The organism is Chryseobacterium sp. YR221 (assembly GCF_900176315.1).
GTDB lineage: Bacteria > Bacteroidota > Bacteroidia > Flavobacteriales > Weeksellaceae > Chryseobacterium > Chryseobacterium rhizosphaerae.
In genome coordinates, this window is record NZ_FWXM01000003.1 from 50,460 (window position 1) to 66,775 (window position 16,316).

A 16,316-nucleotide genomic window follows, 5' to 3' on the forward strand; every position below is an offset into this window, starting at 1 on the left:
TTATTTTACTTTAGGATAAAGTCTGTTCTTCATATGTATAAAGTAAGTTTCAGATTCTTTGAACTCGTTACTTTTCATAAATTTAAGCACTACATTCAGATAAGATTCTGATGGTACGAAGTCTGCTCCTGTTTTCTCAGAAAGCTTTTTATATTCTCCCTCCAACAATTCCGGATTTTTGGCAAGTTGTTTAATATCTGTTCTGAAGCCTTTAAATATAAACTTCAGGGCTTCATAATTTGCAGGATAAGAAACAGTACCATGCACTTCTCCTTCAAAGAAACGGTGTTTATAGTTCAGTGAACCATTGCTTTCCACTATTCCTTTAAACTCTTCTATGGCCTGCGTCATATCAGAATTCCAGTTTTTCTGCTGTTCCTCATTATCTGCCTGGGAAACAAACAGAGACTTTTTCGCAGGAAACTTTTTATGCTTTTCAATATAATCTTTAGTTTTGGAAATCAACACCTTATTATCCCACCATAAGCTGGGGTCATTGGCAACATAGGCATTGAAATAATCAGGGTGGGTAAGAAAAGTATTAATGGCAAACAGCCCTCCAAAAGAATGTCCTACCAGCAAAGAATACTCCTGAGTTCTGTATTTTTTATTGATAAACGGTTTCAGTTCTTCCTGCATGAATTTTATGAAATTCTCACTTCCTCCACTGTCGGCAAAAAGGGTAAGATTAGGGTTTACCGGACTTTTCTTTTGAGCCTTTGTGGGGGTAAGGTCTCTTGTCCGTTCTGTATTTTTAATTCCTACCACAATACATTCCGGAATATCAGCATAAGGTGTCCGGGCAAGAAAATCAGTCATCCCGACATAATACTCAAAATTGATTTCACCATCCAAAAGATAGATTACAGGATATTTTGCCGGATTAATCGTAGTGTCGTTATAGGTTTTAGGAAGATGAATCCAAACTTCTCTGTTTTCATTTAAAATTTTTGAAAATAAAACCTGCTTCTCTCCCACTATTACTTTTTCCTGAGCATTGGCTTTTGAAGTAAGCATTAAAAATAGGGAAAGGCATAAAAATTTAAACCAGTTGTTCATGATGTTCGTCTTTTCTGTGTTGATGAATAGTTTTGATTTCCTTTGTCTTTTTCGTTGATTTATTTTTCCTTCCCCACCAGATCAGGAATCCGGTTACCGGAAGGCTTGTACAGATGATCCCGATAACGAAAGTGAAGATCTTTCCAAACATTCCGCCCCAATAGCCGACATGCAGATCAAAATTCATATGTTCAATCACTTCATGCATCAGAACTTCTTTCGGATAGATGATTTCATTTCCTGTATATTTATTGATTTCCCTGCTTTTACCGTTTGTAATACTTTTTAAGCCGATAAATTGGGCTGCCACTACATTATAAACAGTCGCTGAGTCATTTCTTGGAACACTCATCCTGATCTGTTTTGCTTCAGGAATTTCTTTAAAATTTCTGTCTATAAACGCCGTAAAAGGCAATGCTTTTTTTTCAGGATCAAACTTAGGATCAAATTTTTCGGCAATTTTATGGGCATCTGCTACGCCACCAAAAGCAGTTTGTGTAAGATCTGTAAGGACTTTATAAGCCATAATAAGCCCTGTGATTGTAATAAATACTGCCGGGAGCAATGAATAAAAACCGAATACATTGTGGAAGTCATAGTTTTTCCTACGCCACTTCGTTCCCGATTTTATTTTGAATGCCGTTGTCCTGGTGGTTTTATTCCATTTTTTTGGCCACCAAAGGATAAGCCCGCCGATAAGCTGGATGAAAAATATAATGGAAGCAACTCCTACCACCGTTTTCCCAAACTTTCCTGCCAATAGCTGGGCATGAATATGGGCAACAACATAGAAAAACTCATAGCTCTTTGTAGAGCCCAGCACTTTTCCGGTATAAGGGTCAAGGTAATGATAGGCAAATACTCCCCGCGGACCACGGCCTTTTCCTTTTGGTTTTACTGCTTTTTCTGTATTCTTATCTTTAGGAGGTTTGGTAGCAGAAGCGACTCTAAAGCTTCGGTCTGCTTCTTTATAGGTGTCAAAATAAAATGCTTTACGATCCGGAACCTGCTGATGAAATTGAGCAAGGAGTTCTTCAGGAGACCTTTTCTTTGCATCGGCAGGAACCTGAACATATTTGGCACTTCCACCACACAGATCTATAATTTCGTCACAGAAGACGAATACTGTTCCTGAAAGTGTCACAGTCAGTACAATGATTCCGGAAACAAGTCCCAGCCAGAGATGCAGCCAACCTGTAATCCGTTTGGTCAGGGATTTTCCCTGTTTTTTCTTGGGGTTAGTTTTTTTATTATCCATATCTAATTATCCTGTTATCTATAATATAATTGTTGGAAAACGAAAAGACGCAGGGATTACCATGCATACAGCTTTTAAGGCGCTTGAAAATCAAGATTTCCAGAAAGAATAGATAATTCCACTTCCTATAGAAAACCGCCGTTGCGTTTTCCAACAAACTATATCTTTTAAATAATTTTTATTTTTAATTAAAATTTAAATGCGAAGTTGGCAAGAACTTCTCTTGGCTTCTGTGGCTGGCCATAAAAGTTCCAATAGGTCTCATTCAGGGCATTATTCATTTTCAGACCAATTCTGTATTTCTTCTTATCATAGAAAATAGTAGCACCTACAGAGGTGTATGAAGGGGCAAGAAAGTGATTGGTAATATTGATATAAGTTTTATCTACAAAATTGAACCCGGCTCCGAAACCTAAGCCTTCATAAGCACCATCCATAATTTTATAACTGGTCCATAAATTGGCTACATGTTTAGGTGTCCATGCAATTCTTTTTCCGGCATCTTTACCTCTGTCATCATAACGGTTATCGTTATACCCGTATCCTCCTACGATATTCCATCCTTTCACCGGATTTATGACCACGTCCATTTCAAACCCCTGATTTTTAATATTTCCGTCCTGTCTGCTTCCCAAACCGCCCGGATCAGCAATTACTCTGTTTTTAACCTTCATATTGTAATAGGTAATGGTTGAAAGTAATTTCTTACCGAATAGATCCAGTTTAAAACCTGCCTCAAACTGATTCCCCTGCTCAGGATCCCATTTCGTAAGAATTCCATCCTGGTTAGCTGAAGGAGCTATGTTTTTAAATCCATTTACGTAGTTGGCAAAGAATGAAATTTCATCTTTTTTAATTTCATAGACTAATCCAAATTTTGGAGAAAACTGGGTCTGATTGTACCCATCATTTCCGGGAACCCCGTTTCTTTTGATATCATCATTCTTATAATGGTCCATTCTTAAACTTGCCATTACCAGGAAATTATCCGTAATATTTAAAACATCAGAAACATATGCACTGTACGTACTGTATTGTGATATTTCATATTTGGTCCCATTTCTTGGAAGTGCCTTCACGACATCCCGGGAAATTGAAGTCCAGTCAGAAGTTCCATTCAGTAAAACGACGTCTGTAGGCTGAGGCTGATCTTTGTCTACAATGACTCCGTTTAAAGGATACGGAACGAATACGGAAGAGTCATTCTTACCCACTTTATAAACAGGATATTGATTTTTACTGTTCTGGTGGAAATAATCAAATCCTACCACCAGACGGTTTCTCAGTTTTCCTATTTTAAAGTCTCCGATAAAGTTCTGCTGGATGTTATCTGTGGTTATTTTATAATTATCAAAAGGGCGGATACTTCGGCTTACAGAATTATCATTTAAATAGTTCAATACCAAGAATATAGATTCGTTTTCGTTAGCTTCTCCTCTCTGGTAAGACGTTCTGGAAGTCCATTGATCATTAAATTTATGGGTGACTTCAGCCATGGTAACGAAATTGGTTCTTTTTGATCCTATGTCATTGCTTGTAAATGATCTGCCATGAATGGCTGCAAGGTCTTTCATAGAGTGAAGGGTCAGCTTTTCAGACTGTCTCACATAGGCATTCAGTGTTTTTTCCGGCGAATGGAATTCAGTATCCAATGTTACGGTAGTTTTATCACTGACTTTGTATAGAATGCTTCCAGAGAAAAACAAGCCTTTATTGTAGCCTGCATCCTGGAAAGAATCCTGAGAATAGGCAGCCACATTAAATCTTGCCAAAGCTGTTTTTTCTTTATTCAACGGAGTATTGATATCTGCCGTGATTCTGTTCATCCCCCAGCTTCCGGTGGTATAGTTGATGATTCCTCCAAAATTTTCCTGTGGCTTTTTAGTCACTACATTGACTACCCCTCCATAATTGGCTAATGTTCCTCCAAACAAAGTTCCTGAAGGTCCTTTGATTACTTCTATTCTTTCTACGTTAGCAATTTCAGACTGTACCCTCGGATTTTGGATTAAACCGTTTCTAAAATTTGCAGAAGAACTGAAACCTCTCAGGAAAATATCATTTCCACTGTCGTTTACACTGTTATTCACGACCACTCCCGGAGCTGAAGCCATTGCCGTATTGAAGTCCACAGCACTCATTTCACTGATAATTTCTTTGGGAACAAGGTTATAAACAGTGGGATTTTCAAGGTTTTCCAATGGAAGTCTTGCTATTGATTCTGATTTCTTGGTTCTGTAATTGTGAGTCCCTTGTAGGGATACTGCCTGAATTTCAGCTATTTTAACCGTATCTTTTTCCTGAGCACTCAGTATAGATACGGCTAATAAAGCCGCAGAAATAATTGTCCTTTTCATTGTATAATTAAGTTTAGTTTTGCAAAACTATTCTATTTTTATTAATTCTAAATAAAAATATGATACAAATCATAAAATTAACCTATTAAAAAAGGCCATAAATAAAGGGTTTCTGAAATTTCAGAAACCCTTTATATCATCTGTTGATGATATTTTAATTCTATATTTTCTTTGTTTGTTGCATAATGAATGGACTAATCTCAGTATACTATCTTCAGCAGGGATTTATTGCAGCTATTTTGCTATATGATGGCTGACATCATCATCGACATATAATAATTGGCACAGTGTAAGGCATTGATCAGCACAATTTCTGCATCAGGAAATGTTTCAAAGGCATCAGAGGTTGTGATATCATATTCATAATTCAAGGTACTCCACTTGAGGTTGGGTTTCATCACTAAAAGCTCAATTCCCTCCTGATCAGTCAATACAAATGACTCTTTAAAAATACCTCTGTGTTTAAAAAGAAATCCATTTTTTATCCCATTAAAATAAGTTTGGACTACAATTTCTCCATTCCAGTTCATTCTGAACTTTAAGAGTACTTTTTCATGATCTTTCAGCTCAATAGTGGTCCCCCAAAAACCCTTAGGCTCAATCTGATAGGTTACGTTTGCAATTTCTGCTATCGCATTAAAATTAAACCAGCTTCCGTACGTAAGCCTTCCTATCAACTGGTCACCCTGTGTCACCTCAAAGGATAAAGAATTATTTGATTTTGCAAGATATTCTGCCATGGTTATTTCTGATTTGGTGGAGTTTTTATTAATTTCTAAAATATATTTAAAAACAAACGATTTATGACCCCCTAATTTACAACCTCTTACATAAATCAGCAAAAAAAATATAAGATGTTTTATATACCTGAAGACATATTCTTATACAAACACAAAAAAAATGGAAATCCAGACCTGATTTCAACAAGCCAATGACCTTACAATCGAAAAAACCTGCAAGAAAACTTACAGGATTTATCTGAATTGAATTAACTGTATCGTAAGTCCAGTACAGTCTTTTATTTATGTTTTTTAAACAACCATTTTGGAATTTCTTCTGTCAGCAAAAATGGGATAACAATATTATTGTGATTGAGATGTGTGAAAGTGGTGAAAACTAAGTTAGGGTCTTTAGACAATTTATTAAATAATTCTACACTTCCTATATATGGATTATCAGTATCCTTTTCTCCGTGAATCAACCAGATATTTTTCTTATTTATCTTTCTAAGATTGGAAAAATCAGGAACAGCAGCTACAGATACCAGAGCCGCAAATTGATCAGGCTGAATATTCATCAGGTTTTGTGCTGTTGATGCCCCCATAGAGTACCCTATCAAATAAATTCTGTCTTTATCAATATCCGGATATTCTTTTTCTACATTTTTAATCAATTCCAACAAAGCAAAAACGTCATGAGAAGGTTTTGAAATTTGGATATTCTCACTGTCATTTTCATAATTTGAAGAACGCTTCCTGAACTGTGGCGCTATCACATAACATTGGTATTTACTGTAAATCTCATTCCTTAGCCACATTTTGGCAAACGGTTCAAGCTGGTTTTCATTATCATTGCCAATTCTGGTTGAATTATGAAAAGTGATGACTAACGGGTATTTCTTTCCCTTAGCAGTATTTTGGGGAGTTAAAAGTCTGTAAGGAATCTGAATACTATCTTTTGAGAATATTTTTTTCTTGAAAACCTCAGTATTTAAACTGTTTACAACTTTCCGGTTATTTAAAAAAGTCAGGCTATCCACCTGAGTATCCCGGAATTCTTTTTTCTGTCCAGCAATAGAATTTGTGGTTAAAATCAGGGAAAGAATGATTAAAATAGGTTGTAAAATTTGTCTTTGCATCGTGTTTTTAAAAATTATTTTATTTTATAAATATAATCGTGCTTAACTTCCTCAGAATTTTTCCTTAGTTCTTGAATGTCATAAGGTTGACCGTCTATTTCAATACAACCAATCATATGGGTCCACCAATAATTATGAGTTTTTTCAATTCTTACAGTTGAATGTGGCTCAATTTCTAATGAAATGCTACAACTATCAATACTTATTTTTTCAAGATGCTTTAGGTTCTTATTGACATGAAAAAATCTCGGCTCCACAATATTATTTTCATAATTGAAACTAAAACTGTCATACAAACTGTCTTTTAATAATTTTGAAATTTTCCTGTTGTAATTGATTTTTACAGTCTTTTTTGTCTGACTTAAATTTTGAATGTAAAAATCTGTTGGGATTGAACAACCCAATAGAAAAAAGAGAAAAATAATTCCAAACAAAATCTTAGATCTTTCCATTATATTCATATCATTTTAATTTACATGGTTTTTATCATATCAGAGATGCCTTAATTTCAACAAATTAAGAAAACAATCTTTTTAATGCAGTCCAAAACCCTGGTTTAACTGATGTTTTTTTATTTTCAGGTTCAGCCGTCACCTTATCAGAGTCACTCTTAGCCGTATTATTTTTGTATTTTCCCAATTCTTCAAGGGCAGTTCTTTCGTTTGCAGGACTGAAGTAAGCATTAAATGTTTTGTATAATTCAAGAACAAAAGGATTGTCCGTATGGGTTTCCCTGATCCGGTTTTTTAATTTTAAATTGGCTTCAAACCACTTCAGGTATCTATCTCTCACAATATTTTCATTTTTCTTAGTCTCTTCCGCTGTGACCCAGTGGAATCCGGCAGTTTGATTACTCAAAGCCTGGCTGAAAAAATCTAATATCATCTGAACAAATGTCTGTCGTGAGTTTTGGATATGTGTACCGTCTTCTGGATATTCATCGAAAAACCATACATCAGGATTATCCGACTCATTTAAATAGAAAAACCTAAAAAAATCATATCTTCTGTGAGATATGGGAAAAACTTCTCTTTCAAAAGTAAAACCTGTTTCCGTTAAAGTATTTGTGACATATTCATTGATATCATCATAATCTTCAAATGACATTTGTTCCGCATCAAAAAATTCAAAAAGAAATTTCTTTCCTACGCTTTTAAGGTATTCCTTATAAGCTTCCGGTAATGCCGTTCCTATTCTACTTTCTATCGATGCTATCTCATGATCAGAACATCCAACAATTTTTCCATGGTCTATTCCCAATTCAATGATGAAATATTTTAATTCTGAAAAAAAATCATGATACCTATTCTCAGTCATGGTTAGTTTAATTATGCTTGTTTAGAGGGGTTGTATATGGTTCTCAAATTTACGTATTTCAACAATCAAACTTCAATAGATTACAGGAGATTATTTTAATTAAAAGTAAAAATTAGGTAAGGTAGAACCCTGGCGAGCCCAACATTGCTATAGAATTGATTGAGATAAAAAAAACCTCATAGACTTTTGAAATCTATGAGGTTTATAGGGTTATGTTTTTTTGAAAATTACATGGTTTCCATTTTGAAACTCATGCTTTCAATTACTTTCAGAATAGCTTCTACCGTATCCATTGACGTTAAACAAGGAACACCGTTCTCCACACTCATTCTTCTGATCTGGAATCCGTCTCTTTCAGCCTGCTTACCTTTTGTAGTGGTATTCACAACATACTGAACTTTTCCTTTCTGGATCAGGTCGATAAGGTTGACACTTTCTTCTCCGATCTTGTATCCTATTTTGCAAGGAATACCTTTTTCTCCGAAGAACTTCGCGGTACCTTCTGTAGCCCAGATTCTGAATCCTACCTCATGGAATCTTGCTGCCAGAGCTGCAGCTTCTTCTTTATGTTTATCTGCTACTGTAAATAGGATAGAACCATGCATAGGAACTTTTCTTCCTGCTGCAACAAGACCCTTGTAAAGTGCTTTTTCAAGCGTTGTATCTTTCCCCATAACCTCTCCTGTAGACTTCATTTCAGGTCCTAAAGAGATATCAACTTTCGTCAGCTTAGAGAAAGAGAAAACAGGAACTTTTACAAAAACACCTTCTTTGTTAGGAACCAGCCCGTCTTTGTAACCAAGGTCTTTCAGTTTTTGTCCTAAAATTGCTTTGGTAGCAAGGTTAGCCATAGGCACCTCTGTAATTTTAGATAAGAAAGGAACTGTTCTTGAAGAACGTGGATTCACTTCAATTACATATACATTTCCTTCGAAAAGTACGTACTGGATATTCATTAATCCGATAACTTTCAGTCCTTTTGCCAGTCTTTTTGTATAGTCTACCAAAGTATCAATCTCGCTTTGTGAAATATTTTGTGGTGGATACACTGCAATAGAGTCTCCGGAGTGAACTCCTGCTCTTTCGATGTGTTCCATAATTCCAGGAATGATTACTGTTTCACCGTCACAGATTGCATCTACTTCAATCTCTTTTCCTACCATATACTTGTCAACCAAAATTGGATGCTCAGGGCTTGCCTCAACCGCAAATTCCATATAATGCGCCAATTCTGCTTCTGTGTATACAATCTCCATCGCTCTACCTCCTAAAACATAACTTGGACGTACCAATACCGGATAACCGATTTCGTTGGCAATTTCTATCGCTTCTTCTTTTGAGGTTGAAGTCCTTCCTTTTGGCTGAGGAATTCCAAGCTCTTGTAATGCTTTTTCGAATTTATCTCTGTTTTCAGCTCTGTCAAGATCTTCCAGTGAAGTTCCTAAGATCTGTACTCCGTGAGCTGCTAATTTATCTGCAAGGTTGATCGCGGTCTGTCCTCCGAACTGAACCACTACCCCTTTAGGTTTTTCAAGATCGATGATGTTCATTACATCTTCTTCCGTAAGAGGTTCGAAGTATAATTTATCCGAAATCGAGAAGTCTGTAGAAACCGTTTCAGGGTTATTATTGATAATGATCGCTTCGTAACCCATTTCTTTGATTGCCCAAACCGAGTGAACAGTAGCATAATCAAATTCTACTCCCTGTCCGATTCTGATAGGTCCTGAACCCAGAACGATGATCTTCTCTTTATTGGAAACAACACTCTCATTTTCTTCTTCATAGGTTCCGTAGAAATAGGGAGTTTCACTTTCAAATTCTGCTGCACAGGTATCTACCATTTTGTATACCGGCATCACTCCGTTTTCTTTTCTGAAATTGAAAACTTCACGTTCCGTTACATCCCAAAGAACAGCAATATTGATATCTGCAAAACCTAGTTTCTTAGCCTGAATTAAAGTTTCTTTATCAAATTTATGATCTGCGATCACTTTTTCAAAATCAACTAATTTTTTCAGTTTCCAGATGAAGAACTTATCTATTTTGCTCCATTCTACAATCTGCTCCCAGTCATACCCTCTTCTTAAAGCATCTCCGATGATGAACAATCTTTCGTCATCACAAACTCTGATTCTTCTTTCAATTTCTTCCGCTGTAAGAGCCTCTGCCTGTTTTGTTTTTAATCCAAGGTGTTTGATTCCTGTTTCCAGTGAACGGATCGCTTTCTGTAAAGACTCCTCAAAATTTCTTCCGATAGCCATTACTTCACCCGTTGCTTTCATCTGAGTAGAAAGTCTTCTGTCAGCAGTTTCGAACTTATCAAATGGGAATCTTGGGAATTTCGTTACTACATAATCCAACGCCGGCTCGAAACATGCATATGTTTTTCCGGTCACCGGGTTCATAATTTCATCAAGTGTCAATCCTACCGCAATTTTTGCAGCAATCTTTGCAATAGGATATCCTGTTGCTTTACTTGCAAGTGCTGAGGAACGGGAAACCCTTGGGTTTACCTCAATGATATAGTACTCGAAAGAATGTGGATCCAACGCTAATTGTACGTTACATCCTCCTTCAATTCCTAATGCTCTGATGATTTTTAAAGAAGCATTTCTCAATAACTGATACTCTCTGTCTGAAAGTGTCTGAGAAGGTGCTACTACGATTGAATCTCCGGTATGAACTCCCACCGGATCTATATTTTCCATGTTACAAACCACAATCGCATTGTCGTTTGCATCACGCATTACTTCATATTCAATTTCTTTGAAACCAGCAATTGATTTCTCAATAAGACACTGTGTTACAGGGCTATATTTCAATCCCAGTTCAGCAATCTCCTTCAATTCAGCTTCAGTGGAAGCAATACCACCTCCTGTTCCTCCCATGGTAAAGGCAGGACGAACAATGACAGGATATCCGATTTGATCAGCAAAAGCAATTGCTCCTTCTACTGTATTAACGATATCAGATTCTGGAACCGGTTCGTTCAGCTCTCTCATCAACTCACGGAAAAGGTCTCTGTCTTCCGCTCGGTTAATTGCAGAAAGTGTAGTTCCCAATACTTCCACCTTACATTCTTCAAGAATTCCTGATTTCTCCAGTTCTACCGCCATATTCAGTCCTGTCTGACCTCCCAATGTTGGTAACAATGCATCCGGACGTTCTTTTCTGATGATGTGGCTTACAAACTGTAATGAAATCGGCTCGATATATACTTTATCTGCGATCTCCACATCCGTCATAATCGTTGCAGGGTTTGAGTTGATCAAAATTACCTTGTAGCCTTCTTCTCTCAAAGACAGACAAGCCTGCGTTCCTGCGTAATCAAATTCAGCTGCCTGACCAATGATAATAGGTCCTGAACCGATTACTAAAATTGTTTTTATATCTGTACGTTTTGCCATTTTTCTTTTTTTTAGATACAAGATGTTAGATTTCAGATGTCAGATTTCTAACATTATGTTTACTTTTTTAAGTTAGATTTGAATGAATAAATCATTCTTTGAATTTCATTCAGATTTGATATTAAACTGTTGACCGTTTCTAAATTTACCAGCTCTAATTCTTTTATTAAAATCAATTGGGTTTGCAATTCAAATGAAGAAGCATTTGCTACTCCAAGAAAATGATAAAATTCACTATCATTGTTCCTCCCTGCTCCTTCAGCAATATTTGAGGGGATTGAGATTACAGACCTTTTTATTTGAGAAATTAAACCAAACTTTTCATCTTTTGGTAGCTCAGCACAAATTATATAAACTTGTTTTGCAAGTTCTATAGATTTCTGCCAAAAAATTAATTTCTCAAAGTTGTGCATGATAAAGTCTGTTATCTGATGTCTAATATCTGAAATCTTATTACTTTTTAAAGTTCTCCATCATTTCGATAAACTCATCAAACAGGTAGTTTGCATCTTCCGGGCCTGGGCTCGCTTCAGGGTGGTACTGAACGGAGAAACAAGGATGGATTTTGTGTTTTAATCCTTCATTTGTTCTGTCGTTCAACGCGATGTGGGTTTCAATCAGATCTGTTCCTTTTAAACTTTCCTGATCTACTGCATACCCATGGTTTTGAGAAGTAATAGCCACTTTGTTTTTCTCCAGATCCAATACCGGGTGATTTCCTCCTCTGTGTCCGAATTTTAGTTTGAAGGTTTTTGCTCCGCAAGCTAATCCGATCAGCTGGTGTCCTAAACAGATTCCAAAGATCGGAACTTTCCCTAGTAATCCGCGGATCATATCCAATGCGTGAGGTACATCTTCCGGGTCTCCAGGACCGTTTGACAGCATAATTCCGTCAGGATTCATTAATAAGATCTCTTCTGCTGTCGTATCCTGAGAAACAACGATAATATCGCAATTTCTTTGAGACAGTTCTCTGATGATCCCCAGTTTAGCTCCAAAATCTACTAAGACTACCTTGAACCCACGGTTAGGGTTAGCATAAGGTGTTTTTGTAGAAACTGTTTCCACCTGGTTGATAGGGAAACTTGTAGTTTTTAGTTCTGCAGCAACTGCACTTTCATCAGCATCAGCATTCACAATTTTACCTTTCACTACTCCATAGTTACGAAGAATTCTTGTCAGTCTTCTGGTGTCAATTCCAGAGATTCCTGAAAGGTTTTTCTTTTTAAATAATTCATCTAAAGTAATCTGAGTACGGAAATTAGAAGGAAGATCGCAAAGTTCTTTTACGATAAGTCCTTTAATTGCAGGCTCGATACTTTCATAATCATCACGGTTAATACCATAATTTCCGATAAGCGGATAGGTCATACAAACTATCTGACCGCAATACGATGGGTCAGAAATCAATTCCTGATACCCTGTCATTCCGGTATTGAAAACTACCTCTCCTGCAGTTTCCAACTCTGCTCCGAAACCTTCTCCATGAAACACTTCACCGGACTCCAGTATTAATTTTTTCTTCATTTTTAAAAATTAGATATTAGATTTTAGAAGTTGGAAGTTAGACTTCCTTGTTCTATATTATTTTTTCTTTATTCTTTAATATAATGTCGGGTGTACACTGTATAATGTACTTCACCCCGACTTATATTTTGTTCATTATACTTTTTACCATTTACTTAAACGTAAATCCTTTTTCTTCCAGCGCTTCCTTCAGGATCGCCATTCTTGCGAAAACTCCGTTCTGCATTTGTTTAAAAACTCTTGAACGTTCGCATTCTACAAGATCTGAATCTATTTCTACCCCTCTGTTGATAGGTGCAGGATGCATAATAATTGCTTCTTTTTTCATCGCCTGCTCTCTTTCTTTGGTAAGGCCATATCTTTTATGATAATCCGAAGCTGTAAAACTCATCGCATCATCATGCCTTTCGTGTTGTATTCTTAACAGCATCAGAACATCTACATCAGCAATCAGTTCGTCTACGGAAAGGTAGGTTCCGTTGATTAAAGCTCCCTCATCAAACCATTGTTCCGGTCCTGAGAAATATACTTTAGCTCCTAATCTTCTTAAAGCTTCAGCATTGGAATTGGCCACCCGGCTGTGTTTTACATCTCCTACAATCCCTACTTTTAACCCTTCGAACTTTCCAAATTCCTGATAGATTGTCATCAGATCCAGCATACACTGTGAAGGGTGATTTCCTGTTCCGTCTCCTCCATTGATCACAGGAATTTTAATATTTTGTAATTCCTCAAAGTACCTGTCCTTTTTATCGCGGATCACTACTAAGTTTACCCCTATACTTTCAATGGTTTTCACCGTATCATAAAGACTCTCGCCTTTGTTTACCGAACTGTGTGAAGCATCAAAAGGAACAACCTGAAGTCCCAGTTTTCTTTCTGCAATATCAAAGCTCGTCTTTGTTCTTGTACTGTCTTCAAAAAAAAGGTTTGAGCAAAAAACTTCTCCTTCAATTTTAGCAGTTTTTCCATTCGCAAAAGCCATTGCTTCTGTCAGTATACTGTTGATTCTCTCGGTGCTTAGTTCTGTAATCGTAAACATAATTCTTAATTTTTGAGCATAAAAAAAGCGAAGACAAGATCTTCGCTTAATAACAATAAATATCGTAAAGGGCGCTTTCGCCCGGTAAATCTAATGATATAAATGCTTTTTTATTCATTAGGTGCAAAGATACAGTATTTTTACGAATCTACAAAAACAAAGTTTTAAAAAAATTTAAAACCTCAGTATTTTCCTATTCTCATTTAAAATTAATATTTTTGTTACAACTCAAATTAGTTTATGGATTTAAAAGACAAAATGATTCTCAGCATTATTCAGGAAGACTCTACTCTATCTGTTAAGGAAATTTCAGAAAAGATAGGCCTTACCTTTACTCCAACCTATGAGCGGATCAAACAGCTGGAGAAGCACGGAATTATTGAGAAATATGTAGGTCTTTTAAACCGTGAAAAACTGGGTTTGAATATCATAGTTTATTGTAATGTCCGTCTTAAAGAGCAATCCAAGAAAGTATTGGAAACCTTTGAGAAAAACATCGGAAAATATGATGAAGTACAGGAAATCACCAGCCTTTCCGGAGAATATGACTATATGCTAAAAATTATTGCAAAAGACATTAATTCTTATAACGAATTTGCAGTCAATGTCATCTCAAACCTTCCCAATATCGGACAATACCATAGCTCCATCGTTCTTCATGAGGTGAAAAAATCCACTAAATTCAAGATTGACCTGGAATAGTTCTTTATTGTAAATCGCTAAGAAATTGTAAGTGATTTACAAACATCTAAGAATTCACTACATCTTTGTTCTTACCACTACCTTTTCGGAATACAATAAAACCATTAAGATAACCTAAGCAGCTAAGATTTATTAAGATTAAAGATTCACAAACGAGTGTAAGGCAGTATGCTAAAAAAATAATTTTTAGAAATTATACTGATTCTGCTTAAGTGTTTCTATGACCTTAATGGTTTATATTATATTCTAACCCAATAATTTATTTTTCAGCTTATTAAACTGGTATTCTATTTTATCCAGACAGAGGTTTCCTATACTCCCCTGATGAGTATGATCCAGATTTCCCGGTTCAAAATCGAATGCATTATTTTCAATCTCCTGTCCTACTTTCACATAGGCGTCACGGAAAGAACTTCCGTTTTTCACTTCTTCATTGATCTTCTCTACGCTGAAAAGATATCTATATTTTTCATTTTCCAGAATCCCGTCTTTTACCTGGATATTGGGTAAGGTATAGCTTAAAATTTCCAGACATTCTTTCAGAGAGTCAATCGCCGGGAAAAGAATTTCCTTAGTCAGCTGTACATCTCTGTGATATCCCGACGGAAGATTATTCGTTAGCAGGATAAGCTCATTCGGAAGAGACTGGATTCTGTTGCATCTTGCACGAACCAATTCAAAGATATCCGGATTCTTTTTATGGGGCATAATACTGCTTCCTGTCGTAAATTCTTTCGGAAAACTTATAAAATCAAAATTCTGATTTAAATACAGACAGACATCATAAGCAAACTTCCCCAGTGTTCCTGCCAATGTTGCCATTGACATTGCCAGTAATTTCTCTGATTTCCCGCGGGTCATCTGTGCATACACTGAGTTATAGTTCATCGACTGAAAGCCTAAATTATACGTCGTACTCTCACGGTTAATCGGGAAAGACGAACCATAGCCTGCAGCAGATCCCAATGGGTTTTTATTGATGATATTTTTCACTGAAAACAGCATTTCAACATCATCCAAAAGTGCTTCTGCATAAGCTCCAAACCAAAGTCCGAAAGACGAAGGCATAGCAATCTGAAGATGGGTATATCCGGGTAACAAAACATTCTTATGCTGATCCGCCAGTTTGATTAAAATCTGGAAAAATTCATCTGTAAGAGCCGTTATTTCACGGATCTCATCCAACAAATACAGCTTGATATCCAGCAACACCTGATCATTTCTTGATCTTGCGGTATGGATTTTCTTTCCTGTATCCCCTAATTCTTCAATGAGAATAGCTTCTATCTGAGAATGGATATCCTCAGCTTCTTTATCAATTTCAAAACTACCTTCTTCAATTTTTTCTAAAATTTCATTCAAAACAAATAACATCTGCTCTGATTCTTCATGGGAAATGATCCCTGTTTCAGCAAGCATTTTACAATGGGCCATAGAGCCTTTTACATCGTATTTTGCTAAACGTTCATCAAAGTCAAGATCTTTTCCTACGGTGAACTGATTGACTAATATATTGGTGGCAAGGTTATCCTTCTGCCATATCTTTTTCATATGTAACTATTTAAAATATTAATTGGTTTTGACATGCCCAGCAGGCATTCCTTAAAATTACTATTAACTATAAAAAAACATTTCCTCAATAAAAGTTTCCATTTTTAATTTTCTTTTTTGCATAAATCCTTATTAAAAACTTAAACTTTCTACCTGCTGAGCGTTGTCAAAACATATATTTTTAGATATTCAGATGTCAGACTCTTTGATTTGTATCTGAGATCTGAGATTTAGT

General features: G+C 36.2%; 13 protein-coding genes. 1 reads left to right on the plus strand and 12 read right to left on the minus strand.

Going from position 1 to position 16,316, the window contains the following annotated elements; genetic code table 11:
* The 11 genes from B8967_RS09510 to B8967_RS09560 all read right to left on the minus strand — a co-directional run bounded on the left by B8967_RS09510 (window position 1) and on the right by B8967_RS09560 (window position 13,828).
* Window positions 1-1,059, minus strand: a complete 1,059-nt coding sequence (locus tag B8967_RS09510) for an alpha/beta hydrolase (RefSeq protein ID WP_084085932.1) — start codon at window positions 1,057-1,059, stop codon at window positions 1-3.
* Window positions 1,043-2,317, minus strand: coding sequence for a PepSY-associated TM helix domain-containing protein (locus B8967_RS09515; RefSeq protein ID WP_084085933.1), 1,275 nt, complete (start codon window positions 2,315-2,317; stop codon window positions 1,043-1,045). The genes B8967_RS09510 and B8967_RS09515 overlap by 17 nt, the downstream gene beginning before the upstream one ends.
* A gap of 188 nt (window positions 2,318-2,505) precedes the next feature.
* Complete coding sequence (locus tag B8967_RS09520) at window positions 2,506-4,674, minus strand: TonB-dependent siderophore receptor (protein ID WP_084085934.1); 2,169 nt, start codon at window positions 4,672-4,674, stop codon at window positions 2,506-2,508.
* A 242-nt stretch (window positions 4,675-4,916) separates the two neighbouring features.
* Entirely contained in the window at window positions 4,917-5,414 is a 498-nt protein-coding gene (locus B8967_RS09525; RefSeq protein ID WP_084086296.1) for a hypothetical protein, read from the minus strand.
* Between the two features lie 278 nt (window positions 5,415-5,692).
* On the minus strand, window positions 5,693-6,532 hold the full coding sequence (locus B8967_RS09530) for a carboxylesterase family protein (protein ID WP_084085935.1): 840 nt from the start codon (window positions 6,530-6,532) through the stop codon (window positions 5,693-5,695).
* Between the two features lie 14 nt (window positions 6,533-6,546).
* Window positions 6,547-6,993 carry a hypothetical protein gene (locus tag B8967_RS09535; protein ID WP_084085936.1) on the minus strand — a complete coding sequence of 149 codons (447 nt, stop codon included), beginning with the start codon at window positions 6,991-6,993 and terminating at the stop codon, window positions 6,547-6,549.
* Window positions 6,994-7,048: 55 nt separating this feature from the next.
* Window positions 7,049-7,849, minus strand: a complete 801-nt coding sequence (locus B8967_RS09540; protein ID WP_084085937.1) for an SMI1/KNR4 family protein — start codon at window positions 7,847-7,849, stop codon at window positions 7,049-7,051.
* Window positions 7,850-8,076: 227 nt separating this feature from the next.
* Window positions 8,077-11,259 carry a carbamoyl-phosphate synthase large subunit gene (gene carB / locus B8967_RS09545; RefSeq protein ID WP_047485171.1) on the minus strand — a complete coding sequence of 1,061 codons (3,183 nt, stop codon included), beginning with the start codon at window positions 11,257-11,259 and terminating at the stop codon, window positions 8,077-8,079.
* Between the two features lie 59 nt (window positions 11,260-11,318).
* The gene (locus B8967_RS09550) at window positions 11,319-11,672 is read right to left on the minus strand and encodes a four helix bundle protein (protein WP_084085938.1); all 354 of its coding nucleotides are present in this window, start codon (window positions 11,670-11,672) and stop codon (window positions 11,319-11,321) included.
* Between the two features lie 40 nt (window positions 11,673-11,712).
* On the minus strand, window positions 11,713-12,786 hold the full coding sequence (locus B8967_RS09555) for a carbamoyl phosphate synthase small subunit (RefSeq protein ID WP_047485174.1): 1,074 nt from the start codon (window positions 12,784-12,786) through the stop codon (window positions 11,713-11,715).
* Between the two features lie 151 nt (window positions 12,787-12,937).
* Complete coding sequence (locus tag B8967_RS09560) at window positions 12,938-13,828, minus strand: aspartate carbamoyltransferase catalytic subunit (RefSeq protein WP_047485176.1); 891 nt, start codon at window positions 13,826-13,828, stop codon at window positions 12,938-12,940.
* A gap of 240 nt (window positions 13,829-14,068) precedes the next feature.
* On the opposite strand from B8967_RS09560, the gene B8967_RS09565 reads away from it, so the two are divergent.
* Window positions 14,069-14,530: an Lrp/AsnC family transcriptional regulator gene (locus tag B8967_RS09565; protein WP_047485178.1), complete on the plus strand. Its 462-nt coding sequence runs from the start codon at window positions 14,069-14,071 to the stop codon at window positions 14,528-14,530.
* A gap of 246 nt (window positions 14,531-14,776) precedes the next feature.
* Here B8967_RS09565 and argH read toward each other — a convergent pair whose 3' ends face one another.
* Window positions 14,777-16,081 carry an argininosuccinate lyase gene (gene argH / locus B8967_RS09570; protein ID WP_084085939.1) on the minus strand — a complete coding sequence of 435 codons (1,305 nt, stop codon included), beginning with the start codon at window positions 16,079-16,081 and terminating at the stop codon, window positions 14,777-14,779.
* Window positions 16,082-16,316: the final 235 nt, after the last annotated feature.

Excerpts from the sequence above, each read along its gene's own strand:
- B8967_RS09510 (WP_084085932.1), bottom strand. The coding sequence starts at position 1,059 with ATGAACAACTGGTTTAAATTTTTATGCCTTTCCCTATTTTTAATGCTT.
- B8967_RS09515 (WP_084085933.1), bottom strand. The coding sequence starts at position 2,317 with ATGGATAATAAAAAAACTAACCCCAAGAAAAAACAGGGAAAATCCCTG.
- B8967_RS09520 (WP_084085934.1), bottom strand. The coding sequence starts at position 4,674 with ATGAAAAGGACAATTATTTCTGCGGCTTTATTAGCCGTATCTATACTG.
- B8967_RS09525 (WP_084086296.1), bottom strand. The coding sequence starts at position 5,414 with ATGGCAGAATATCTTGCAAAATCAAATAATTCTTTATCCTTTGAGGTG.
- B8967_RS09530 (WP_084085935.1), bottom strand. The coding sequence starts at position 6,532 with ATGCAAAGACAAATTTTACAACCTATTTTAATCATTCTTTCCCTGATT.
- B8967_RS09535 (WP_084085936.1), bottom strand. The coding sequence starts at position 6,993 with ATGAATATAATGGAAAGATCTAAGATTTTGTTTGGAATTATTTTTCTC.
- B8967_RS09540 (WP_084085937.1), bottom strand. The coding sequence starts at position 7,849 with ATGACTGAGAATAGGTATCATGATTTTTTTTCAGAATTAAAATATTTC.
- carB (WP_047485171.1), bottom strand. The coding sequence starts at position 11,259 with ATGGCAAAACGTACAGATATAAAAACAATTTTAGTAATCGGTTCAGGA.
- B8967_RS09550 (WP_084085938.1), bottom strand. The coding sequence starts at position 11,672 with ATGCACAACTTTGAGAAATTAATTTTTTGGCAGAAATCTATAGAACTT.
- B8967_RS09555 (WP_047485174.1), bottom strand. The coding sequence starts at position 12,786 with ATGAAGAAAAAATTAATACTGGAGTCCGGTGAAGTGTTTCATGGAGAA.
- B8967_RS09560 (WP_047485176.1), bottom strand. The coding sequence starts at position 13,828 with ATGTTTACGATTACAGAACTAAGCACCGAGAGAATCAACAGTATACTG.
- B8967_RS09565 (WP_047485178.1), top strand. The coding sequence starts at position 14,069 with ATGGATTTAAAAGACAAAATGATTCTCAGCATTATTCAGGAAGACTCT.
- argH (WP_084085939.1), bottom strand. The coding sequence starts at position 16,081 with ATGAAAAAGATATGGCAGAAGGATAACCTTGCCACCAATATATTAGTC.